General features: G+C 73.9%; 23 protein-coding genes. 11 read left to right on the forward strand and 12 right to left on the reverse strand.

The genetic code is table 11. From position 1 onward, the window contains the following. Nucleotide 1: 1 nt before the first annotated feature. Together SLP03_RS12355 and SLP03_RS12360 are read right to left on the reverse strand one after the other, a co-directional pair. Nucleotides 2-976, reverse strand: a complete 975-nt coding sequence (locus SLP03_RS12355; protein ID WP_319460705.1) for a glycoside hydrolase family 6 protein — start codon at nucleotides 974-976, stop codon at nucleotides 2-4. Between the two features lie 49 nt (nucleotides 977-1,025). Next, complete coding sequence (locus tag SLP03_RS12360; protein WP_319460706.1) at nucleotides 1,026-1,796, reverse strand: SGNH/GDSL hydrolase family protein; 771 nt, start codon at nucleotides 1,794-1,796, stop codon at nucleotides 1,026-1,028. Between the two features lie 78 nt (nucleotides 1,797-1,874). Here SLP03_RS12360 and SLP03_RS12365 point away from each other — a divergent pair, with 78 nt between their 5' ends. Beyond that, nucleotides 1,875-2,051 (forward strand): hypothetical protein, encoded by a 177-nt coding sequence (locus tag SLP03_RS12365; protein WP_319460707.1) that lies wholly within the window; start codon nucleotides 1,875-1,877, stop codon nucleotides 2,049-2,051. 29 nt (nucleotides 2,052-2,080) lie between these two features. Here SLP03_RS12365 and SLP03_RS12370 read toward each other — a convergent pair whose 3' ends face one another. The 3 genes from SLP03_RS12370 to SLP03_RS12380 all read right to left on the reverse strand — a co-directional run bounded on the left by SLP03_RS12370 (nucleotide 2,081) and on the right by SLP03_RS12380 (nucleotide 4,481). Then, on the reverse strand, nucleotides 2,081-3,193 hold the full coding sequence (locus tag SLP03_RS12370; RefSeq protein ID WP_319460708.1) for a magnesium and cobalt transport protein CorA: 1,113 nt from the start codon (nucleotides 3,191-3,193) through the stop codon (nucleotides 2,081-2,083). Nucleotides 3,194-3,254: 61 nt separating this feature from the next. After that, nucleotides 3,255-3,905, reverse strand: a complete 651-nt coding sequence (locus SLP03_RS12375) for a class F sortase (protein ID WP_413644510.1) — start codon at nucleotides 3,903-3,905, stop codon at nucleotides 3,255-3,257. Nucleotides 3,906-3,995: 90 nt separating this feature from the next. Continuing rightward, nucleotides 3,996-4,481 carry a hypothetical protein gene (locus SLP03_RS12380; RefSeq protein ID WP_319460710.1) on the reverse strand — a complete coding sequence of 162 codons (486 nt, stop codon included), beginning with the start codon at nucleotides 4,479-4,481 and terminating at the stop codon, nucleotides 3,996-3,998. A 595-nt stretch (nucleotides 4,482-5,076) separates the two neighbouring features. Here SLP03_RS12380 and aceB point away from each other — a divergent pair. The 6 genes from aceB to SLP03_RS12410 all read left to right on the forward strand — a co-directional run bounded on the left by aceB (nucleotide 5,077) and on the right by SLP03_RS12410 (nucleotide 13,529). Further along, nucleotides 5,077-6,660, forward strand: a complete 1,584-nt coding sequence (gene aceB / locus SLP03_RS12385; RefSeq protein ID WP_319460711.1) for a malate synthase A — start codon at nucleotides 5,077-5,079, stop codon at nucleotides 6,658-6,660. A 30-nt stretch (nucleotides 6,661-6,690) separates the two neighbouring features. Continuing rightward, the gene (locus SLP03_RS12390) at nucleotides 6,691-8,163 is read left to right on the forward strand and encodes an FAD-linked oxidase C-terminal domain-containing protein (RefSeq protein ID WP_319460712.1); all 1,473 of its coding nucleotides are present in this window, start codon (nucleotides 6,691-6,693) and stop codon (nucleotides 8,161-8,163) included. Then, a complete protein-coding gene (locus SLP03_RS12395) occupies nucleotides 8,163-9,437 on the forward strand; it encodes an FAD-binding oxidoreductase (protein WP_319460713.1) in 1,275 nt (424 codons plus the stop codon). The genes SLP03_RS12390 and SLP03_RS12395 overlap by 1 nt, the downstream gene beginning before the upstream one ends. After that, nucleotides 9,437-10,846, forward strand: coding sequence for a (Fe-S)-binding protein (locus tag SLP03_RS12400; protein WP_319460714.1), 1,410 nt, complete (start codon nucleotides 9,437-9,439; stop codon nucleotides 10,844-10,846). Before SLP03_RS12395 ends, SLP03_RS12400 begins: the two co-directional genes overlap by 1 nt. Nucleotides 10,847-10,889: 43 nt before the next feature. Continuing rightward, on the forward strand, nucleotides 10,890-12,770 hold the full coding sequence (locus SLP03_RS12405) for an L-lactate permease (protein ID WP_319460715.1): 1,881 nt from the start codon (nucleotides 10,890-10,892) through the stop codon (nucleotides 12,768-12,770). A 69-nt stretch (nucleotides 12,771-12,839) separates the two neighbouring features. Then, complete coding sequence (locus SLP03_RS12410) at nucleotides 12,840-13,529, forward strand: ankyrin repeat domain-containing protein (protein ID WP_319460716.1); 690 nt, start codon at nucleotides 12,840-12,842, stop codon at nucleotides 13,527-13,529. Between the two features lie 78 nt (nucleotides 13,530-13,607). Here the strand turns inward: SLP03_RS12410 and SLP03_RS12415 are convergent, their stop codons facing one another. Further along, nucleotides 13,608-14,276, reverse strand: coding sequence for a response regulator transcription factor (locus tag SLP03_RS12415; RefSeq protein WP_319460717.1), 669 nt, complete (start codon nucleotides 14,274-14,276; stop codon nucleotides 13,608-13,610). After that, a complete protein-coding gene (locus tag SLP03_RS12420; protein ID WP_319460718.1) occupies nucleotides 14,273-15,376 on the reverse strand; it encodes a sensor histidine kinase in 1,104 nt (367 codons plus the stop codon). Before SLP03_RS12420 ends, SLP03_RS12415 begins: the two co-directional genes overlap by 4 nt. A 184-nt stretch (nucleotides 15,377-15,560) precedes the next feature. Between SLP03_RS12420 and SLP03_RS12425 the strand changes: the two genes are divergently transcribed. Continuing rightward, a complete protein-coding gene (locus SLP03_RS12425; RefSeq protein ID WP_319460719.1) occupies nucleotides 15,561-15,995 on the forward strand; it encodes a DUF6069 family protein in 435 nt (144 codons plus the stop codon). A gap of 107 nt (nucleotides 15,996-16,102) precedes the next feature. Here the strand turns inward: SLP03_RS12425 and SLP03_RS12430 are convergent, their stop codons facing one another. Next, a complete protein-coding gene (locus SLP03_RS12430; RefSeq protein ID WP_319460720.1) occupies nucleotides 16,103-16,276 on the reverse strand; it encodes a hypothetical protein in 174 nt (57 codons plus the stop codon). Nucleotides 16,277-16,326: 50 nt separating this feature from the next. After that, nucleotides 16,327-16,680, reverse strand: coding sequence for a response regulator transcription factor (locus SLP03_RS12435; protein WP_319460721.1), 354 nt, complete (start codon nucleotides 16,678-16,680; stop codon nucleotides 16,327-16,329). On the opposite strand from SLP03_RS12435, the gene SLP03_RS12440 reads away from it, so the two are divergent. Continuing rightward, on the forward strand, nucleotides 16,661-17,197 hold the full coding sequence (locus SLP03_RS12440) for a GNAT family N-acetyltransferase (RefSeq protein WP_319460722.1): 537 nt from the start codon (nucleotides 16,661-16,663) through the stop codon (nucleotides 17,195-17,197). The two genes, SLP03_RS12435 and SLP03_RS12440, sit on opposite strands and share 20 nt — an antisense overlap. 230 nt (nucleotides 17,198-17,427) lie before the next feature. Here SLP03_RS12440 and SLP03_RS12445 read toward each other — a convergent pair whose 3' ends face one another. Beyond that, nucleotides 17,428-18,042 (reverse strand): ion channel, encoded by a 615-nt coding sequence (locus SLP03_RS12445; protein WP_319460723.1) that lies wholly within the window; start codon nucleotides 18,040-18,042, stop codon nucleotides 17,428-17,430. Between the two features lie 70 nt (nucleotides 18,043-18,112). After that, entirely contained in the window at nucleotides 18,113-18,877 is a 765-nt protein-coding gene (locus SLP03_RS12450; RefSeq protein WP_319460724.1) for a hypothetical protein, read from the reverse strand. A 504-nt stretch (nucleotides 18,878-19,381) separates the two neighbouring features. Here SLP03_RS12450 and SLP03_RS12455 point away from each other — a divergent pair. Continuing rightward, a complete protein-coding gene (locus tag SLP03_RS12455; RefSeq protein ID WP_319460725.1) occupies nucleotides 19,382-19,582 on the forward strand; it encodes a hypothetical protein in 201 nt (66 codons plus the stop codon). Nucleotide 19,583: 1 nt separating this feature from the next. Here the strand turns inward: SLP03_RS12455 and SLP03_RS12460 are convergent, their stop codons facing one another. Beyond that, complete coding sequence (locus SLP03_RS12460) at nucleotides 19,584-20,093, reverse strand: pyridoxamine 5'-phosphate oxidase family protein (protein WP_319460726.1); 510 nt, start codon at nucleotides 20,091-20,093, stop codon at nucleotides 19,584-19,586. An 84-nt stretch (nucleotides 20,094-20,177) separates the two neighbouring features. Here SLP03_RS12460 and SLP03_RS12465 point away from each other — a divergent pair, with 84 nt between their 5' ends. Further along, nucleotides 20,178-21,149, forward strand: a complete 972-nt coding sequence (locus tag SLP03_RS12465) for a hypothetical protein (RefSeq protein ID WP_319460727.1) — start codon at nucleotides 20,178-20,180, stop codon at nucleotides 21,147-21,149. The last annotated feature ends 9 nt before the right edge of the window (nucleotides 21,150-21,158 follow it).

Consider the following 21,158-nt stretch of genomic DNA (forward strand, 5'->3'; position numbering starts at 1 on the left):
ATCAGGTGAGCGGCGCCGTCGCGGCCCGGGCCGCCTGCCGGGCCGACGCCGGCAGCCAGGGCGCGTCCGCGATCAGCGCGCGGGCCTGCGCGGGGGAGAAGACACCGGCAGCCGGTTCGTCCCGCCCGCACGGGCCGTCCGACTCGCCCGGGCTCTTCACCCACAGCAACGCGGCCACCCGCTCCAGCTGGGGAGCGGTGGTGGGCGGTGCTCCCAGTGCCTGCGGGGTGGCGTTGCACCACTGGTCGTCCGGCGGCGCCGGCAGCCCGGTGCGGGAGGTGTCGATGACCATCTCGCGGCCGCCGACCAGGTCGGACACCGCCAACCCCCAGCGGTGGCTGTCGGCGGTCGGCTGCCGGTTGGACACGTTGACCGAGAAGCCCTCCGCCCGGACGACGCCCGCGCGGCGCAGCCGCTCGGCCGTCTCCCGCGGACCGTTCCAGCGCGGGTGCCCGGCGTCGAGGTAGACGTGGTGGCCGGCGTCGGCGAGCACCCGGACCGCGCGGGCCAGCAGCTTCGCCCGGGCGTCGTCGAAACATTCGGCGGCGACCGCGTCCGGTTCGAGGATCACCGCCGCCCGACGGTCGCCGAGCGCGTCGACCACCTGGTCGATGAAACGCGCGTACGCCGTCGCGTCCCGGGCGCCGCCACCGGCGCAGTCGAGATTCGGCACGTGGTAGATCACCACCACCGGCAGGGCGCCCTGTCGCCGCGCCGCGGCAAGCACCCCGGCCAGGTCGGGAATTTCCTCCGGGCCGGTCAACCAGCGCGCCTGCGGGGTGTTGGCGATCGGATCCAGCCAGGGCGCGTCGTGGTCGCGCCGCCAGTGCGCGGCCGGGCTGTCCGCGTCGACCAGCAGTCTCGCGCCGCGGAACGGGTGACGCAGCGGCGCGTACGACCCGTCGTCGCCCGCGCAGCCGCCGAGGGTGACCAGGAGCGAGGCGGCGAGGGCGCCGGTGAGCAGGGGCAGGCGCATCCGGTCAACCTATGCGACCCCGCCCGCCGCCGCACGACCGGCGCTGCCGTTACGGCAGCTCGACCGGCAGCGGCACCGGGCGCTTGGCCACCCGGTCGTCGCCGGAGGACCGGCCGCGCAGGTGCCGGGCCAGCCAGGGCAGCAGGTGCCGCCGGGTCCAGGCCAGCTCGGCGCGGACCACGTCGTGGCGGGGCCGGCGGGCGGCCACCGGCAGCGGGTGTGTCCACGAGTCGTCGTAGCCGGGCAGGCCGGCGGTGTGCGCGAGCGCGGCGGCGATCCGCTCGTGGCCGGCGCTGTTGGCGTGCAGCCGGTCGTCGCTCCACAGGCGCGGGTCCGAGGCCACCGGGTGCGCCCCGAGGTCGAGCAGGGTGGCGCCGGTCTCGGCGGTGACCGCCCGGACCGCCGCGTTGAACGCCGCCACCCGGCCGCGCAGCGGCCGGGCCAGCGGCATCACCCGCGCCGGGTCGGGCAGGGTGAAGGTGAGCACGGTGGCACCCTGGCCGACCAGCGCCCGCTGCATCGCGCCGACGTCCTCGGCGATCCGGTCGGGGTCGAACGACGGCCGCAGCACGTCGTTCATCCCGGCCACCACGGTAGCCAGGTCCGGCGCCAGCTCCAGCGCCGCCGGCAACTGCTCGGCCCGGATCCGCGCGGTGGTACGGCCGCGGATGGCCAGGTTGGCGTACTCCAGGCCGCCCTGCGCGCGGGCCACCGCCAGGGCGAACCGGTCCGCCCAGCCCCGGTAGCCGCCGTTGCCGTCCGGGTCGTCCAGCCCTTCGGTGGTGCTGTCGCCGATCGCCACGTACCGCTGCCACAACATGCTCGCCAGCTTAGGGGCCCCTCGCCGCTGCACTTCGACGGCTGGGCGGCAACGTCCTCGCCGTGGCCGGCCCGGACGGTGAGCCTCGGCTCACCGGCCTGGTCGACGGCGAGCGACACCTCCACGGCGACCCGCTGCTGGACCTGGTCGGTGGAGATGCCCAGCCGCGGCATGACCGCCTTGTCGTACCCGGGACGGTTCGCCCGGCTCGCCGAGCTGCTCGATCACGAGCTGGCCGACCTGGACGAGCCGTGACGAGCGCACCCGCCCGGCCGGGGCGGGCGTCAGAGCCAGCCGGAGCGGCGGAACAACCGGTACAGGGTGACCGCGGCCAGGGCCATCACCAGCAGGGCCGCCCCGTAGCCGTAGCGCCAGCCCAGCTCCGGCATGTGGGCGAAGTTCATGCCGTAGACGCCGGCCACCGCGGTCTGGGTGGCGGCGATGGCCGCCCAGGCGGCGATCTTGCGCATGTCGTTGTTCTGGTCCACGGCGAGCTGCGCCAGCCGGGACTGGAGGATCGAGTTGAGCAGGTCGTCGTACCCGCCGATCCGGTCCACCGCCCGGGTCAGCCGCCCGTCCACGTCGACGAACCAGCGCTGCAGCGCCGGCGGCGGCCCGCCGTCGCGCTGCTCGACGAGGGTCCGCAGCGGCGTCTGCAACGGCAGCACCGCCCGCTTGAACTCCACCACCTCGCGCTTGAGCTGGTAGATGTGCTGGATGTCGGCGCCCCGGTCGCGGGCGAAGACGCTCTCCTCGACGCGTTCCAGGTCCCGCTCCAGGTGCCCGGAGACCTCCAGGTAGAGCTCCACCATCCGGGCGCTGACCGCGTACGCCACCGCCCACGGTCCCTCGGCCAGCACACCCGGGCGGCGCTGGATGTCCTCCCGGACCGGGGCGAGGGCGCCGGACGCGCCGTGCCGGACGGTGATCGCGAAGCGGTCGCCGAGGAAGACCATCACGTCCCCCGTGTCGATCACCTCTGAGGTGTCGGTCAGCTCGGTGTGTTCGACGTAGCTCGCGGTGCGCAGGACCAGCACGGTGACGTCGCCGTGCCGCTGGACGGTGGGACGGTGCCCGTCGGCGAGGGCCTGCGCCACGCTCAGCTCGTCCAGCCCGAAGGTGCGGCCGACCGCCGCCATCACCGCCGCCCCCGGCTCGTGCAGGCCCAGCCAGACGAAGGAGCGCCGGGTGCGGCGGCTGCGAGCGTACGCGTCGGCGTAGTGCGGGCGCCCCGGCTCCCGCCGGCCGCTGACGTAGACGGCGCAGTCCACCACGGCGTCCGGGTTGGACCGTCGGGCGGTCGGCGTGGCCGCCGCGCGGGCCGGGCGGCCGAGCAGCCGGCCGAGCAGGGCGGGTAGCCGCGGCCCCCGCCGGGTCCGTACCGCCGTCCGGTCCACCGCGCACCTCCGCCCCGCCGGGAACTGACGGCCTACCGTACGGCACGTGCCGTCGGGGCGGTCAGCGCGTGGCCGTGGCGAAGACGACGATGTTGTCGGGGTAGTTGCCGGTGCGGGGGTTGAACCGGCCGCCGCAGGTGATCAGCCGCAGCCGGGCCACCGCGTCGCCGCCGTACACCCGCTTGGTGGGGAACCGCTCCTTCGGGTACGCCCCGACACCGTCCACGGTGAACGTGGCGACCCGCCCGTCGGCGCGGGTGACCTGGACGGTGTCGCCGGGCCGGAGCCGGCCGAGGTCGAAGAAGACGGCCGGACCGGTCTGCGAGTCGACGTGCCCGACCAGCACCGCGTTGCCGGCCTCGCCGGGCGTGGCGCCGCGGCGGTACCAGCCGGCCACCTCGGGCCGGTCCAACGGCGGTACCTCCAGGGCGCCGTCGCTGTCGGTGTCCACCGGGACGATCTCCGCGTCGACGCCGATCCGGGGGATGGTGATCCGGACCGGTTCGGACCGGGGCAGCACCGGCCCGGGCGAGCCGGAGCGTTCGCCCGTCGGGGCGGCCGAGGCGCCCGGCTGGGGCGGCCGGACGGCCGTGGTGCCCAGGCCGGCGGCGACCAGCCCGGCCCCGGTCGCGCCGGTCAGCGTGACGGCCGCGACCACCGCGGCGGTGCGGGCCCGCGACGACCCGCGCTCGGGATTGTGCTGCGGCGACAGGTTCCCACCTCCGTCCGACGTGGGCGCGGTGCCCGCACCGATCACGCCGGCGCGGGCACCGTTGCACAAGGGATGGTGTGTGGCGACGTCTCAGGCGACGACGGAGGCGCGGCGCCGGCGGCGGAGCAGCACGTACGTCCCGCCGGCGACGGCACCGGCGGCCAGCGTGCCGCCCGCGACGAGGACACCGGTGTCCGGTCCCTTGCCACCGGCGCCGGCCGGCGCGCCGCCGATCGGCGTGACGGTGAACTGCGCGGTGCCGCCGGCGCTGCCGTCGCCACAGGTCGTCGTGACCGTGTACGTGCCGAGGGTGAACCCGGCGGTGAAGAGTTCGGCGCTCAGGCCGCCGCCCGCGGCGGCGGTGGTCGAGCGGACGTTCTCGTCCCGGTTGGGCCCGGTGACGTGGAAGATCGCGTCACCCGCCTTCGGGTTGCAGGTCGAGGTGAGCACGACCGTGCCGCCGACCGGGGTGGTCGCTGGTGAGACGGTGGTGTCCGCGAGTGCGGCGACCGGGAGCAGGAGTGTGCCGAGGCCCACGCCGACCGCCGCTGTTCCGAGAACTGTCTTTGCCTTCATGCGCGTCTTCCCTCACTTTTCGTCCGCTGTCTGCGTGGGACGTCGTTCGGGTGGCCAACTCCGTGACTAGCACCGGTGTGGCCAACACTAGGAGGGTTGGGGTGCCCGTCCGGTGTAAATGAGAAATCTTCATTGCCGTCACGTGTTCCCCCTCCCGCCGGGGAGCTGCGGAAATGCCCACCCAGGACCGCCCGTAGCGCCCGGCAGCCGTGGCCCTGGCTGGGTCGTCCGTCCGGTTTGCGCCCGCTGGGGCCGTCGTTCCCGCTCGCCCGGTGCGACCACTCCTGTCCTCCATGTCGGAAACCTCGGGGAGCAGGCCGACGGCCCCGATGCCGCACTACGGGCCGGTGCCCGAACCCGCTCCCGTCGGCGTGACCGAAAGGGGGCGACCGCCGGCGGTGGTAGTGCCTCCAGAATGGATGGTCAGCCGGGCGGACCTGCCGCTCGCCGCCCGGGAGGCACCGTTCGCCGCACCGGGCCGACCGCTCCCGGCGGCTGTGCCGTCGCTCAGGTCGCGGCCCCGACCAGCGAGAACTACAGTCGGCAGGAGCACACCGGATAGATCGCGACACATGTCACGGTGAGGAGCGAGCCGATGACCAACCCCGCCGGCGTCGAGGTCACGGGACCGATGCACCCCCGGTACGACGAGATCCTCACCCCGGAGGCGCTGGCCTTCCTCGCCGATCTGCACCGCGCCTTCGACCCGCGCCGCCGGGACCTGCTCGACCGCCGGCGGCGACGCGAGGCCGAGCTGGCCGACGGCGCGCTGCTTGACTTCCTGCCCGAGACCCGGGAAATCCGCGAGGCCGACTGGCGGGTCGCCGAGCCGGCACCCGGCCTGGTCGACCGCCGCGTCGAGATCACCGGCCCCACCGACGCGAAGATGGCCATCAACGCCCTGAACTCCGGCGCGAAGGTGTGGCTGGCCGACCACGAGGACGCCAACACCCCGCTCTGGGAGAACGTCGTCTCCGGTCAGCTCAACCTGCGCGACGCCATCGACCGCAAGCTCGACTTCACCTCCCCGGAGGGCAAGCAGTACGCGCTGCACGACGGCGAGCTGGCCACGATCGTGGTACGCCCGCGCGGCTGGCACCTCACCGAGAAGCACCTCCTGGTCGACGGCGAGCGCACCTCCGGCAGCCTGGTCGACTTCGGGCTCTACCTCTTCCACTGCGCCCACCGGCAGCTCAACCGGGGCGCCGGGCCCTACTTCTACCTGCCCAAGATGGAGAGCCACGTCGAGGCGCGACTGTGGAACGACGTGTTCCTGGCCGCCCAGGACCGGCTCGGTCTCCCGCGCGGCACCATCCGGGCCACCGTGCTGATCGAGACCTTCCCGGCCGCGTTCGAGATGGACGAGATCCTCTACGAGCTGCGCGAGCACTCCGCCGGGCTGAACGCCGGCCGGTGGGACTACATGTTCAGCGTGATCAAGAAGTTCCGTACCCGGGGCGCGGACTTCCTGCTGCCCGACCGGAACGCGGTGACGATGACCGTGCCGTTCATGCGCGCGTACACCGAGCTGCTGGTGCGGACCTGCCACCGACGCGGCGCGCACGCCATCGGCGGGATGGCCGCGTTCATCCCCAGCCGGCGGGATCCGCAGGTCAACGAGACCGCCCTGGCCAAGGTCCGCGACGACAAGACCCGGGAGGCCGGCGACGGCTTCGACGGCTCGTGGGTCGCCCACCCCGACCTGGTGCCGATCTGCCGGGAGGTCTTCGACCGGGTGCTCGGCGACCGGCCGAACCAGCTCGACCGCACCCGCGAGGAGGTCCGGGTCACCGCGGCCCAGCTGCTCGACGTCGCGTCCACCCCCGGGCAGCACACCGAGGCGGGGCTGCGCAACGCGGTCAGCGTCGGCGTGCAGTACCTGACCGCCTGGCTGCGCGGCTCCGGCGCGGTGGCCATCTTCAACCTGATGGAGGACGCCGCCACCGCGGAGATCTCCCGCAGCCAGGTCTGGCAGTGGCTGCACAACGGCGTCACCCTCGACGACACCGGCGAGCGGGTCACGAAGGAGCTGGTCGAGCGGATCGCCGACGCCGAGATCGGCAAGCTCCCCGGCGAACCGGGCGACTACGCCGAGGCGCGGGCGCTGTTCATGGAGGTCGCCGTCGCCGACGACTTCGCCGACTTCCTCACCGTGCCCGCGTGCGAACGGATGCCCTGACCGACGACCGACGCGACGCGGAGGTGGGCGATGAGCACGACCACGACGGACCTGGACGCTCTGGCCGCCGCCCTGCGGGCCGCAGTCGGCGCCGACCGGGTGATCAGCGACCGGCAGGAGCTGCGCACCTACGAGTGCGACGGGCTGGCCCAGTACAAGGTCGTGCCGGCGCTCGTGGTGCTGCCGGCCGACGCCGGGCAGTGCGCCGCCGTGGTCCGGGCCTGCGTCGCCGCCGGCACGCCGTTCGTCGCCCGCGGCTCCGGCACCGGGCTGTCCGGCGGGGCGCTGCCGCATGCCGACGGCGTCCTGATCGTCACCTCCCGGATGCGGGACATCCTGGAGATCGCGCCGTCCGACGAGCGGGCCGTGGTGCAGCCCGGCGTGATCAACCTGGCGGTCAGCCGGGCCGCGAACCCGCACGGCTGGTACTACGCGCCGGACCCGTCCAGCCAGCAGATCTGCTCCATTGGCGGCAACGTGGCGGAGAACTCCGGCGGCGCGCACTGCCTCAAGTACGGCTTCACCACCCACCATGTCACCGGCATCGAACTGGTCACCCCCGACGGCGACCGGGTACGCCTCGGTGGCCGCGCCCCCGACGCCCCCGGCTACGACCTGCTCGGCGCGTTCGTCGGCTCGGAGGGCACCCTCGGCATCGCCACCGAGGTGACCGTGCGGCTGACCCGGCTGCCCGAGTCCGTACGCACCCTGCTCGCCGCCTTCGACACCACCGACCAGGCCGGCGCGGCGACCTCGGCCATCATCGCGGCCGGAGTGGTGCCGGCGGCGGTGGAGATGATGGACGCGCTCGCCATCTCCGCCGCCGAGGCGGCCGTGCACTGTGGCTACCCGGCCGGTGCCGGGGCCGTGCTGATCGTCGAGCTGGACGGGCCGGAACCGGAGGTGGCCGCCCAGTTCGACCAGGTCGAGCGGCTCTGCCGGGACAATCGGGCGTTCGAGATCCGGATCGCCGCCGACGACGCCGAGCGGGCGTTGTTCTGGAAGGGCCGCAAGTCCGCGTTCGCCGCCGTCGGGCGGATCAGCCCCGACTACCTCGTCCAGGACGGGGTGATCCCGCGTACCGCCCTGCCCGAGGTGCTGCGCCGCATCGGTGAGCTCTCCGCCGAACGCGGCATCCGGGTCGCCAACGTCTTCCACGCCGGCGATGGCAACCTGCACCCGCTCGTCCTGTTCGACGCGTCCGTCGACGGGCAGACCGAACGCGCCGAGGAGGTCTCCGGCGCGATCCTCGACCTCTGCGTCCGCCACGGCGGGTCGATCACCGGCGAGCACGGGGTCGGCATGGACAAGGCGAAGTACATGCCGCGCATGTTCACCGACGACGACCTGGACACCATGCAGCTGCTGCGCTGCGCGTTCGACCCGGCCGGGCTGGCCAACCCCGGCAAGGTCTTCCCGACGCCTCGGCTCTGCGGCGAGGTCCCCGGCCGGCGCAAAGGGGTCCACCCCGCGCAGGAGGCCGGCCTGGCGGAGGTGTTCTGATGCCCGCCGACGGGGTCCTCGACCAGCTCCGCGCCGCCGCGGCCGGCGGCGGCGGGCCGCACGACCCCGACCCCGTCCGGGCCGCCGGTGAGCACGACGCGATCGCCGGGGTGCCGGCCCGCTACGTGGCCGCGCCCCGCGACACCGCCGAGGCCGCCGCCCTGCTGCGCGCGGCCGCCGCCCTCGACCTCGCCGTGACGTTCCGCGGCGGCGGCACGAAACAGTCGTGGGGGAGCCCGCCCCGGCGGCTCGACCTGATCCTCGAGACCACCGCGCTGGCCGGGGTGGTCGAGCACGCCGCCGGTGACCTGATCACCGTGGTCCGGGCCGGCACCCGCCTCGACGAACTGGCCGCCACCCTGGCCGGCGCCCGCCAGCAGCTCGCCCTCGACACGCCGCAGCCCGGCGGCACCGTCGGCGGGGCGGTCGCCACCAATGCCGGCGGACCCCGCCGGATGCTCTACGGCACCGTGCGCGACCTGCTCATCGGGGTCACCCTGGTCCGCGCCGACGGGGTGGTCGCGCACGCCGGCGGCAAGGTGGTCAAGAACGTCGCCGGCTACGACCTGGCCAAGTTGGTCACCGGCGCGTACGGCACGCTCGGGCTGGTCACCGAGTGCGCGTTCCGGCTGCACCCGCTGCCGGCCGCCGCCGCGTACGTCACCCGCCGGGTCGGCGATCCGGCCGAGGCGGGCCGGCTGGCCGCCACCGTACGCGCCGCGCAGCTGGTACCCGCCGCCCTGGAGGTGGACGCGCCGGCCGGCGGGGGAGCGGCGGTGTCGGTGCTGTTGGAGGGCACCCCGGCCGGGGTGGCCGCCCGCGCGGAAGCCACCCGCCGGCTGCTCGGCGGCGACGCCACCGCCGCGGACGAGCCCCCCGACGGCTGGGGGCGGCACCCGTGGCGGGACGGGGAGATCGGGCTGAAGCTGACCGCCGCGCTCTCCGGCGTACCGCGGCTGCTGGCCGACGCCCGCGCGGCGGCCGACCGGCACGGCCTGCCGCTCGCGCTGCGCGGCTCGGCCGGCGTCGGGGTGCTCCACGCCGGACTGCCCGGCACGGCCGACCCGGAGCGGGTCGCCGGTCTGGTCGACGCGCTGCGGATGGCCACCGCCGCCGTCGCCGGGCACGCCGTGGTGCTCACCGCGCCCCCGGCCGTGCGGGACCGGATCGACCTGTGGGGGCCGGTCGACGGCTTGGCGCTGATGCGCCGGGTCAAGCAGCGGTTCGACCCCGACGCCCGGCTCGCGCCCGGCCGATTCGTGGGAGGCATCTGATGCCCATTCCCCAGCAGCCCGGTGACCGCCCGGCCCCGGTCACCTCGCCCGGCGGCACCCGCCCGGCCAGCGGACCCCGCGACGTGCTCGGCCTGGCCGCCCGGCCGCCCGGCGAGGGCGCCTTCGACGCGCACCACCCGCCCGCCGCCGACCTGATCTCGGACTGCGTGCACTGCGGGTTCTGCCTGCCCACCTGCCCCACCTACGTGCTGTGGGGCGAGGAGATGGACTCGCCGCGCGGCCGGATCCACCTGATGAAGGAGGGCCTCGAGGGCGAGCCGCTGTCGGACTCGATGGCCGTCCACTTCGACCGCTGCCTCGGCTGCATGTCCTGCGTCACCGCCTGCCCCTCCGGGGTGCGCTACGACCGGCTCATCGAGGACACCCGCCAGCAGGTCGAACGCCGGCACACCCGCAGCCCCCTGGAGCGGGCCCTGCGCGCGGCGATCTTCGCGCTCTTCCCGTACCCGCGGCGGCTGCGGCTGCTGCGTGGGCCGCTGCGCGCGTACCAGGCCAGCGGGCTGCGTCGCCTGGTCCGGCGGACCGGGCTGCTGCCCCGGCTTGCGCCCACCCTCGCGGCGCTGGAGTCGCGGGCGCCCCGGCTCGGCCGGGCCGCGCGCCCGCCGCAGCGGGTGCCGGCGGTCGGGCCCCGGCGGGCCGTCGTCGGGATGCTCACCGGCTGCGTGCAGCGCGCGTTCTTCCCCGAGGTAAACGCCGCCACCGTCCGGGTCCTCGCCGCCGAGGGCTGCGACGTGGTCATCCTGCCCGACCGGCAGGGCTGCTGCGGCGCGCTGAGCGTGCACAACGGACGGGAGGCGGAGGCGCGGCGCTTCGCCCGCCGGATGCTCGACACGTTCGCCGCCGCCGGCATCGACTTCTTCGTGGTCAACTCGGCCGGCTGCGGCTCCACCCTCAAGGAGTACGGCCACCTGCTCCGCGACGACCCCCGGTACGCCACACTCGCCGCCGACTTCGCCGGCCGGGTCCGCGACCTGTCCGAACTCCTCGACGAGCTGGGTCCCGTCGCCACCCGACACCCGCTGCCGGTGACCGTCGCGTACCACGACGCCTGCCACCTCGCCCACGCCCAGGGCGTCCGCGCCCAGCCCCGCCGGCTGCTGCGCGACATCCCCGGGCTGGAGCTGCGGGAGATCGCCGACCCGGAGATCTGCTGCGGCTCCGCCGGGATCTGGAACCTGCTCCACCCCGGGCCGGCCGCCGAACTCGGCGACCGCAAGGCCCGCACCGTACTGGCCACCGGGGCGCGGTTGCTCGTCACCGCCAATCCCGGCTGCCTCATGCAGGTCGCCGCCTCGGTGGCCCGCGCCGGCGGCGACATCGCCCTGGCCCACACCGCCCAGGTCCTGGACGCCTCCCTCCGCGCCCGTCCGGTGGAGGAGCTGCTGTAGGGCCGAACCCACCCGCCACCGTCCCCAAGCGTCGAGGTGACCCATGTTCGACCAGTTCCCCGTCGTCACCGACCCGGTCAGCGACTCCGTCGCGCTGTCGGCCATCTTCGCGGTCCTGCCCCTGCTCACCCTCTTCGTCCTGCTCGGCGTGCTGAAGGTCAAGGCCTGGCTGGCCGGGCTGATCTCCCTCGCGGTCGCGCTGGTGGTGGCGGTCGCCGTCTACACCATGCCGGTCGGGCAGGCCCTGCTGTCGGCCACCGAGGGCGCCGCGTTCGGCTTCTTCCCGATCCTGTGGATCGTCCTCAACGCCATCTGGGTCTACAACCTCACCGTCGAGAGCGGACACTTCGACGTGCTGCGCCGCTCCTTCGAACGGGTCAGCCCCGATATGCGGATCCAGGCGATCATCATCGCGTTCTGCTTCGGCGCGCTGCTGGAGGCCCTCGCCGGGTTCGGCACCCCGGTCGCCATCACCGTGGTGATGCTGATGGCGCTCGGCTTCCGCCCGATCCACGCGGCCTCGGTGGCGCTGCTGGCCAACACCGCGCCGGTGGCCTTCGGCGCGCTCGCCACCCCGATCGTCACCCTGGCCACCGTAACCAGCGGCGCCAACGACGACTCCCGGCTCACCGTGGACACCCTCGGGGCGATGGTCGGCCGGCAGACCCCGATCCTCGCGGTGGTCGTACCGCTGATGCTGGTGGCCCTGGTCGACGGGCGGCGCGGCATCCGGCAGACCTGGCCGGCCGCGCTGGTCGCCGGCGTGAGCTTCGGGCTGGCGCAGTTCGTCGCGGCGAACTACATCTCCGTGCCGCTGACCGACATCGTCGCCGCGCTGGTCTCGGCCGCCGCCGTGGTGTTGCTGGTCTGCGTCTGGCGCCCGGTCACCCCCGCCGACCTGGGCCGCGAGCCGGAGACCGCGGCCGTGCCGGCCGCCCGCGGGCCCGCCGAGGCCGAGCTGGCCGGCCCCGGCGCCCTCCGCGCCACCGCCGGCCGCCGCTCCGGTACGACCACCGCCGCGCCCGCCCTGGACGGACCGGGTGGGGAGACCCCGTCGGGTGCCCACCGCATCGACGAGTCCGCTCCCGTCGGCCGGCACCGTACCGGCGACGACCTGGCGCCCCGGCCCGCGGACCAGGCTCGCGCCGCCACGGCGGGCGGACGCCGCCTCGCCGACACCCCGGCCGAGGTGGCCCGCGCCTACGCGCCCTACCTGATCATCATCGCGATCTTCTCCGTCGCCAACCTCGGGCCGGTGAAGACGGCCCTGGCGAAGGAGCCGTGGACGGTGAAGTTCGGCTGGCCCGGCCTGGACATCCTGGGCGGTAACGGCAAGCCGCTGTCGTCGGCCACCTTCACCCTCAACTGGCTGCCCGCCGCCGGCACGCTGATGATCCTCGCCGGCCTGCTCACCGCCCTGGTGCTGCGGGTCTCCGCCGGCCGGGCGCTGCGCGCGTACGGGCGCACCTACGTCGAGCTGCGGTACGCGATCGTCACCGTGATGGCGGTGCTCGCCCTGGCGTACGTGATGAACCAGTCCGGACAGACCAACACCCTCGGCGCGTTCCTCGCCGCGGCCGGCGGGGCGTTCGTCTTCCTCTCGGCGATCCTCGGCTGGATCGGGGTCGCGGTGACCGGCTCGGACACCTCGGCCAACGCGCTGTTCGGCGCGTTGCAGGTGCAGACCGCGGCCCGCGCCGGGCTGGACCCGGTGCTCCTGGCGGCGGCCAACTCCTCCGGCGGCGTGCTCGGCAAGATGATCAGCCCGCAGAACCTGGCGATCGCCGCCGCCGCGGTCGGGATGGCCGGCCGGGAGGGGGAGATCTTCCGCAAGGTGTTCGGCTGGAGCCTGCTCCTGCTGCTGTTCATGTGCGTGCTGGTCGCGTTGCAGGGCTCGCGGGTCCTCGACTGGATGGTGCCCTGACCGCACGGTGCGGCGGTCCGGGCACCGGCGACGGAGCCCGGACCGCCACCCGAGGGCAGGATGGCAGCCATGCGTGAGGACCATCCGCTCGCCCGCGAGCTGACCGCCGCGATCGTCGCCGGTGCGGTCGAACGGCTGACCCGCCTGCTGCGCGAGCACCCGCACCTCGCCACCGAGCCGGTGGAGGACCGCGACTGCGGGACGCGGTCACCGTTGCACCTGCTGGCCGACTCACCCGGGCACCGACCGCGGGCGGCCGAGACCGTTCGGCTGCTCGTCGCCGCGGGCGCGCCGCTGGAGGCGCCGGCGGTGGGCATGTGGCACGTCGAACGGCCCCTGCACTGGGCGGCCAGCAACGACGATGTCGTCCTCGTCGACGCTCTGCTCGACGCCGGCGCCGACATCGAAGCCCCCGGCTCCTCGATCGACGGCGGCCCGCCACTGTCGTCCGCCGTCGGTTACGGGCAGTGGCATGCGGCGCGCCGGTTGGTGGCGCGGGGCGCCCGCACCGAGCTGTGGCACGCCGCGGCGCTCGGTTTGCTGCCGCAGGTGCGACGGCTCGCTGACGGGGTGACCGATCTCGACGCGCCGCTGTGGAACGCGTGTCGCGGCGGTCAGCTGGCGACCGCGCGATACCTGGTCGGGCGGGGCGCGTCGCCGCGGTGGCGGGCTCCGTGGTCCGGCGAGACCGTCGTCGAGGCGGCTCGGAGCAGCGGGAACGACGAGCTGGTCGGGTGGTTGGCGAGGGTCGCTCACTAGAGGCCCGTCGAGCCACCTGGCCAGCGGCGGGTCGAGCCGTTGCCGTCAGGCGTGGCCGGGGGTCCGGCGCCGGCGCGGTCACCGGGCCGGAGGTTCGGCGCGGACCAGCCCCACCTCGTACGCGAAGACCACCGCCTGCACCCGGTCGCGCAGCCCGAGTTTGGAGAGGATGGCGGAGATGTGGGTCTTCACCGTGGCGGTGCTCAGGTACAGCCGGTCCGCGATCTCCGCGTTGGACAGCGCCCGCGCGGTCAGCGTGAGCACCTCCACCTCCCGGGCGGTGAGGGCGGACAGCTCCCGTGACGGGGACGCCGCGCCGGGGAGCCGGTCGGCGAACCGGTCCAGCAGGCGGCGGGTCACGGTCGGCGCGAGGAGCGCGTCGCCGCGGGCCACCACCCGGATCGCCTCCGCGAGGTCGCCCGGGCGGGTGTCCTTGAGCAGGAAGGCGCTGGCCCCGGAGCGCAACGCGGCGTAGACCAGCTCGTCGAGGTCGAAGGTGGTGAGCATGATGACGCGGGCGGGGCTGCCGGCGGCCACCAGCTCCCGGGTCGCGGCGATCCCGTCCTGCCGGGGCATCCGGACGTCCATCAGCACCACGTCCGGGTGGGTCCGGTTGGTCACCGCGACCGCCTCCACCCCGTCGGCTGCCTCGCCGACGACGGTCAGGTCCGGCCGGGCGTCGATGATCATCCGCAGTCCGGCGCGGATCAGGTCCTGGTCGTCCGCGACCACCACCCGGATCGTCATCGGGACACCTGCACCGGGAGTCGGGCCTGGACCCGGAACCCGCCGGTGGGCAGCGGGCCGGCGTCGAGCGTGCCGCCCAGCAGCCGGGCCCGCTCGCGCATGCCGAGGATGCCGTGGCCCTCGCCGGCGCCTGGCCGCCGGGCCGGCGGGACGCCGTCGTTGACGACCTCCAGCCGCAGCACACCGTCGTCGTACCGGAGGCTGACCTCGGCCCGGGTGGCATGGCCGTGCTTCAGGGCGTTGGTCAGCGACTCCTGGACGATCCGGTACGCCGACAGCTCGACGCCGCCGGGGAGCGGGTCTGCGACGCCCTCCCGGCGCATGGTCACCTGGAGGCCGACCGCCCGCACGGCGTCGGCGAGGGCGTCGAGCTGCGCCAGTCCCGGCTGCGGTCCGGCCGGATCGGGCCCGGCGTCGGTGGCTAGGGCGTGCAGCATCGCCCGCAGCTCCGTCAGCGCCGACCGGGCCGCGACCTGGATCGACCCGAGCGCGGCCCGGGCCTGGTCGGGGCGCTGGTCGAAGACGTCCTCGGCGGCGGCGGCCTGCACCGCGATCACGGCGACGTGATGGGCCACCACGTCGTGCAGCTCGCGGGAGATCCGCTCCCGCTCCCGGGCGATCGTCTGCCGCCGCTGGGCGTACCGCCGCTCGGCGTGGCCGCGTTGCAGCTCGCCGATCGCCCAGCCGAGGCTCGGCCCGATCACCGCGAGCAGCAGGTCCCGCCAGCCGCCGGTGACCACCTTCCACGGCGTCGGCGCGAGCAGCAGCGCCAGCGCGACCAGGGACACCCGCGGCGGGCGGAGCCGGGCGACGTAGCCCAGCGGGACCGCGACCAGCCCGAGCCAACCCAGTTGCGGGCAGAGCGCCTCCAGCCCGACCCCGGCCAGCGCGGCCACCGCCAGGGCGTACGCCGGTTTCCGCCGGATCCAGAGCAGGCAGCTCGCCTGGACGGCGGCCAGCCCGACGGCGACGGCAGTTCCTTCCGGGGTTGCCGGGCCCTGGCCCGGGACGGCCACGAACGCGACCGTGGCGGCGAGGAGCACGGCGGCGATCCCGCCGTCGATCAGCAGGAGGATGGTGGATTTCGACCAGCGACACACACCCCGGATGCTAGGCGGTCACCCGCTCCGGCCTCATCGGTCGCGAGACGGAGATCCGGGCCGGCCCTGGTCCGCCGGGAGGAGCCGGGAACCGGTCCGCGGCGCGATCCGCCGGCCGCCCGACCGCGCCTACCGTGCCCTCAGGAGTCGTTCCGGGCTCCAGCACCCACTGTGGAGGTACGTCATGAACACCGTCACCACCGGACAACCGCACACCGTCGGCGTCGTACGGCCGGCGCGGCGAGGCGCTCGTGCCCTTGCCGTCCTCGTCGCCACCGCCGCCGCTCTCGCCGTCTGGGTGGTCGCCGTCCCGCTCGCCGGGGTGGAGCTGGCCGTCGACAACGGCGGGACGGAGCAGCCGGTCGGTCCGGGGGCCGTGGCCGTCGCCGCGCTGTTGGCGGGGCTGGCCGGCTGGGCGTTGCTCGCCCTGCTGGAGCGGTTCACGCGGCGGGCCAGGTCGATCTTCACTTGGGTGGCCGCCGCGGTGCTGCTGGTGTCGATGCTGGCCCCGCTGAGCGGGGGAGTGGGTGCGGCGGCGAAGCTGACCCTGGCGTTGATGCACCTCTCCGCCGCTCTGGTCGTCCCGGCGCTGCGCCGCACCGCCGTCGGCCGCCGCTGACCGCGCGGGCGGCCAGCTCAAGCGGGAGCTAGCCTCCTAGGACGCTTTAGAGATGGTGACGCTCAACGGGGCGAACAGGGAGCCGTCGACAGCCGGCAAGGGAAAACTCAGCGCTCCGGGATGAGCGCGTCGGTGTGGCCGTCGATCACCTGCCGGCCCGCCAGCGGGTGGTCGAGCCGGACCCGGATCGGCCACTCGACCGCCTCGTCCCCGCCGGACCAGCCCAGCCGGGGCCCTCGTTCCGGGCCACCGGCACCGCGCCGATCAGCAGGACCGCGCACAGGACGGCCGCGCCGGCAGTCCGTCGCCGCGACCAGTTCGTCACGGCCGCTTAGGGGAGGAGTCCGGCGCGGCGGGCGGCGACCACGACCTCCAGGCGGGTGTGCGCGCCGAGCTTGCGCATCGCCGAGCGGAGATAGCTCTTCACCGTCTCCGGTCGCAGTCCGAGCTGCTCGGCGACGTCGGCGTTGGTGCAGCCCAGCGCCACGCAGGCCAGCACGTCGGTCTCCCGCGGCGAGAGCGGGTTCGCCGGGGCGGCCGGAGCGCGGTCGGATGAGGTCGCCGCCCCGGCGAGCCGGTCGGTGGTCCGAGCCGCCGGCGACCGGATGGCCGCGACGCTCTGCTGAGGGGCGACGGCGGCTGGTGTGCATGGATATCCTCGCGCGGTGACGGAGATCAACAGCAAGCGGCTGGTCCTGCGGGACTGGCGGGAGTCCGACCTGGCCCCGTGGGCCGCGATGAACGCGGACCCGTTGGTACGGGAGCACCTGGGCCCGGTGCTCGACCTCGAGCAGTCCACCGCGTCGATGCGCCACTTCCAGCAGGACATCGACCGTAAGGGCTACGGCTTCTGGGCGGTCGAGGTGCGCGACACCGGTGAGTTCATCGGCTTCACCGGCCTGGACGACGTGGACGACGGGGTGCCGTTCACCGGGGTGGAGATCGGGTGGCGGCTGGCCCGTTCGGCCTGGGGCAACGGCTACGCCACCGAGGCCGCCCAGGCCGTCCTGGAGTTCGGCTTCGACGCCCTCGGTCTGCCGGAGATTCTGGCGGTCACGACCCCGACGAACCTCCGCTCCCAGGCGGTCATGCGTCGCCTCGGCATGACCACCGACCCGGGCGAGAATTTCGACGACCCGGAGGAGGAGGGTCAGCTGCGCCGGCAGACGCTGTGGCGCCTTCGCCGTCCCGACCCGCGCTGACGGTGTCGGTGACCCCGGCTGTGGGAGGTGGTGGCCGGTGGGCAGACGCCCGGAGGTGTTCGTCCGGCAGGTGTCGATGGCCGAGGGTCAGCGGTTGCGGCGGATCAGCCGGACGGCGGAGGACCCGGGTGAAGCTGCGTCGGGCATCGTGATGCTGACCGCTCAGCTCGCGAAAATCCGCGTTGAGGTGGAAGGTGGCCATCGCCTCCCGGGTCGGCGCCGTGATCCGGCTACTGTCCGCGACGCGCGATCCCGAAAGTAGAGACGAGCCGGGCGACCAGGGTAACCAGGAAGATCTGGCCGGTCAGCGCGTCAAACACGGCCAGGGTACGGCCAGGTTCGTTGGCGGCCGTAAAGTCGCCGTACCCGACCGTGGTCATGGTGATGAAGCTGAAATACTGAATGGTGTTGTTGTTGGCCGGCTGACCGTTGGAGAACAGGGCGGCCGGCTGAAATTGCGCCACGGCTGAGAACAGCGCGGCATAGAAGAAGCCGATCAGAAGATACGCACTCAAGGCACCGAAGATCGTCTGTAGCGTGACTACCCGATGGGCCAGCACCCGCCGTACGACCGACACTATCGCTAGTGCCAGGATCGCGGCCATCCACAGCGAGATCAGCCCATGCACGACACGGGTTGGCACCACGATGAGGAGGACGGCGGCGACCGCCGACGTGGCCGCCAGAACCCAGAACAGCCGGGGGGAGCCTGGTCGCTCTGGATATGCGCTGCGCAGCGCCAATGTCAACGCGGTCAGGTAGAGCAGCAGCGGCAAGGGACGTGCGCGCTCGCCGGGCAGGAACGCGGTCAGCAGGAAGCTGATCATTAGCAGCGCGAGGACCAAGCCGTAGCGGTCAGGTGCAGTGACGCCCCTGGCGGAGTCCCGCGGCGCCGTGCTCCCTCCCACGGCCCGGTCAACCCCGATCGGGATCGGCGAGGAAGCTGGCCAGCTTGTCCCGACGCCGCTGCGCGAACCGGGCGCCCAGCCGTGCGCCGAAGATCCAGAACAGTGCTGCCACGGCGCAGCCCATCGCCACGCCGGTGACAAAGTAGATTTCTGGGATCCGCTGGCCGCGCCAGCTGTGGTAGGTGGCCGCCCACAGCCCGACGGTGGGCAGGCTGATCAGCAACACGAGTCCAGGTATCAGCATCCACGGGGTCATCGCGAGGATCAGCCAGCGGACGATCTTGCGGCGGAACGGCCTGCGGTGCGTCCACCGCTGCTTCAGGGGAACCGCATGGTACGGGAAGAACACGCCAAGCCAGGCCGCGACGCCCAGCGCGCCGAGCGGCACCACAGCGATCCACAAGACGGTGAAGACCGTGACCAGCGGTCGCTTGTCGTGCATCCCTACCGCGATCGCGATGACCGCCGCGAGAGGCGAGACGAGCAGCCATAGCACCAGATTCTTGGCCCGCTGCGAATGACGCAGCGCCGTCCGGTCTCCCAACATTCGGCTGCTGCGACGGGCGTCGGAGCCGAGCAGGTTGGTCGCCGGCACGTCGGAGTACATCCACCCGGCGAGGACCATCGGGAACGCCAGCGGTCCATGGAAGGTGAACAGCAAGTTGATCAGGCTCGGGGGCAGGAAGAACCATGCGAGCGTCATGGTGGTGCCGTTGGTGGCGACGATGATCGGTACCTCGAACGGCTTGTGGAGCGCCCGGCGTAGCTCCATGCGGATCGCATCGGGGAGCCGCGGGGGTTGGCCCGCCGCTGTCACGGACTTGCCCCCAGTCTCGCTATCAGCGCCACGGCGGTCGCCTTCCCCCTAGATTGACGGCAGAAACATGTCAACTCCGCCTGAAAACTGACTACGTGGTTCCGGGCTGAATTCGGACCACCTCCTGGGGTTGGGAGGTTGGGAGACAACTTGCCGGGCACGTCCTCAAAACCGATGGATTAAACGATCAACGTTCAAAGACGAGGCACTAGTCAACGGCCGTGTCCGACCGTTGTGATCTCGTACCGGAGTTGGCCGCCGCGACGGCCGACCGTGCCGCCGCCTGGCGGTTCATCCGCCTGCTCGGTGGCCGCCCTGACCTGACCAGCAACCAGGACACCCTGCTGCCACCCGACGAGCTGTACGTCGACGGCGAGGCGTTGGTGTTCCGGGTGGAGAACCAGGCGTGCGCGTTCTGGGCCGCTGGCGGAGCTGGGCTGGGCCGACCCGCCGACGGTCTTGGCTCTCGACCTGGCCGACACCTCCGCCGAGCGGTGGGAGGCGTGGCTGCCAACCGAACCGGAGCAGGGTAGTCGCTGGTGGTACGGCCACGACCTGCTGGTGCGCGACGACGGCGGCTGGCTGTCGGCGTGGGCTCGGACCCCGGAGGCATGGGAGGTGCTGCGGGAGCTGCTGCCCGGCGACTGGATGGAGGAGTGAGTCACGCCCGCCAGAACTGGCGGGGCGCGTACCCGTCACGGCGCAGCCAGTGTTCGGTGTAGACGATCCGCTCCGCGGCGACCACGACCAGCGGGCCGGTCGGCGGCTCGTCCAGTGACCGGGACCGTTCCACGTGATCGGACTGCCACCGGTACGCCGGCCAGTGGTGGTCGAAGTCCGGATCGCCGGGGGCGGGCACCCGGGCCCGGTCGAAGACCTGCGCGCCCCGGCTGCTGGCCTGCCCGACCAGCGGCGCGAACACGCCGATGGAGACCCGGGGGTCGGCGGCGATGTTACGCATCTTCGGCGACGTGGCGACCGCGGTGAACATCAGCGTGAAGTCGAGGTGGAAGTAGCGCACCGGGGTGGCCAGCGGCCCGTCCGGGCCGGTCGTGGCGAGCACGCACATGTTCTGCGAGGACAGCAGGTTGAGTATGCGCCCTTCCAGGCGATCCCGGTCGAGGCGGGCGGTGGGGGAGGGGCCGGCGAGCCAGGGGTTCGTGACGGGCATGGGTGATCTTCTCATCTCCATCCGGCGTTGTCGCGGCGGCGATAATCGGCTGCGGCCGGGGCGGCCGGCGGGAATCCTGGCGGGATGGACATCGACCTCAAGGTGCCGGGCGGCCGGGAGGCGGCACGGTCGCCGCTGCCGTCCGCGCTCGGCGGCCGGTGGGACGGCCTCGCCCTGGACGTCGCGGCGCCGGAGCGCCCCGGGCTGCGCGTCGAGGTCGCCGGTGGGCGGAGGATGCTGATCCGCCAGGGCGACCGGGTTGTCCTGCTGGCCCGGCCCCGGGCCTCCCACTTCGGCGTGCACTACGTCCGCACCGGCCGGTACCGGTCGCCGCTGCCGCCGATCACCGCCGCCTACGACCGCCGGGTGCGTGAGGTTAGTGCGGACGACGACGGCTGGGCGGCGCGGTGGTCCCACTCGTTCACCGGGTGGCTCCAGGGCGCCGGGGAGGGGCCGCTGCACCGTGGGTCGTGGGTCCTCGCCCACGGCATGCCGAGCTGGGGCGTCGTCGGCCACTGGTGGCGGCTGCGGGACGTCGACCCGGACCGGGGCCACATCACCTGGTTCGGTTACGGGGACCCGGTCGAGGACCAGCGGGACGTGCTGCCGCTGCGTCCGTTGTCGCCCGCCGACGACGGACGGGTGCGCGCGTTCCGCAAGCAGGCCCGCGACGGGGTGCTGCCGCCGGCGCTCCTGTGGTGGGTGAGCGGGCTGAACACCCTGCTGGTGCTCGACGGGCACGACCGGATCACCGCGGCCCTGGCCGAGGGGACCGTGCCGGAGGTGCTGGTGCTCTCGCCGGCCGTCGACCCCCGGTTCGCCGACGCCCAGCGGCGGCGGGAGATCGATGAGTACGCGCACCGGATGGGGCACCTGCACCGCACCCGGGGCGACGTCTTCGTCCCGGCCTTGTCCCGGCGGTTCGCCGCCTCGCTCGGCCACATCGCCCGGAGCGAAGGGACCACCCGGGCCTGGCTGCTGCCCGGCGGCCGGACCGCCTGGGACCGGCTGGCGTCCCAGCTCGCCCCGGGTTGGATCATCGACGACCGGCCGTGACCCCGGGCT

It is taken from the genome of Micromonospora sp. RTP1Z1 (genome assembly GCF_033804685.1).
In the GTDB taxonomy this organism is placed as follows: Bacteria; Actinomycetota; Actinomycetes; order Mycobacteriales; family Micromonosporaceae; genus Micromonospora.

Bases quoted from the DNA above. Each gene is read 5' to 3' on its own strand.
- SLP03_RS12355 (WP_319460705.1), bottom strand. From the start codon at position 976: ATGCGCCTGCCCCTGCTCACCGGCGCCCTCGCCGCCTCGCTCCTGGTC.
- SLP03_RS12360 (WP_319460706.1), bottom strand. From the start codon at position 1,796: ATGTTGTGGCAGCGGTACGTGGCGATCGGCGACAGCACCACCGAAGGG.
- SLP03_RS12380 (WP_319460710.1), bottom strand. From the start codon at position 4,481: ATGAAGGCAAAGACAGTTCTCGGAACAGCGGCGGTCGGCGTGGGCCTC.
- aceB (WP_319460711.1), top strand. From the start codon at position 5,077: ATGACCAACCCCGCCGGCGTCGAGGTCACGGGACCGATGCACCCCCGG.
- SLP03_RS12390 (WP_319460712.1), top strand. From the start codon at position 6,691: ATGAGCACGACCACGACGGACCTGGACGCTCTGGCCGCCGCCCTGCGG.
- SLP03_RS12395 (WP_319460713.1), top strand. From the start codon at position 8,163: ATGCCCGCCGACGGGGTCCTCGACCAGCTCCGCGCCGCCGCGGCCGGC.
- SLP03_RS12400 (WP_319460714.1), top strand. From the start codon at position 9,437: ATGCCCATTCCCCAGCAGCCCGGTGACCGCCCGGCCCCGGTCACCTCG.
- SLP03_RS12405 (WP_319460715.1), top strand. From the start codon at position 10,890: ATGTTCGACCAGTTCCCCGTCGTCACCGACCCGGTCAGCGACTCCGTC.
- SLP03_RS12410 (WP_319460716.1), top strand. From the start codon at position 12,840: ATGCGTGAGGACCATCCGCTCGCCCGCGAGCTGACCGCCGCGATCGTC.
- SLP03_RS12415 (WP_319460717.1), bottom strand. From the start codon at position 14,276: ATGACGATCCGGGTGGTGGTCGCGGACGACCAGGACCTGATCCGCGCC.
- SLP03_RS12425 (WP_319460719.1), top strand. From the start codon at position 15,561: ATGAACACCGTCACCACCGGACAACCGCACACCGTCGGCGTCGTACGG.
- SLP03_RS12450 (WP_319460724.1), bottom strand. From the start codon at position 18,877: ATGGAGCTACGCCGGGCGCTCCACAAGCCGTTCGAGGTACCGATCATC.
- SLP03_RS12460 (WP_319460726.1), bottom strand. From the start codon at position 20,093: ATGCCCGTCACGAACCCCTGGCTCGCCGGCCCCTCCCCCACCGCCCGC.
- SLP03_RS12465 (WP_319460727.1), top strand. From the start codon at position 20,178: ATGGACATCGACCTCAAGGTGCCGGGCGGCCGGGAGGCGGCACGGTCG.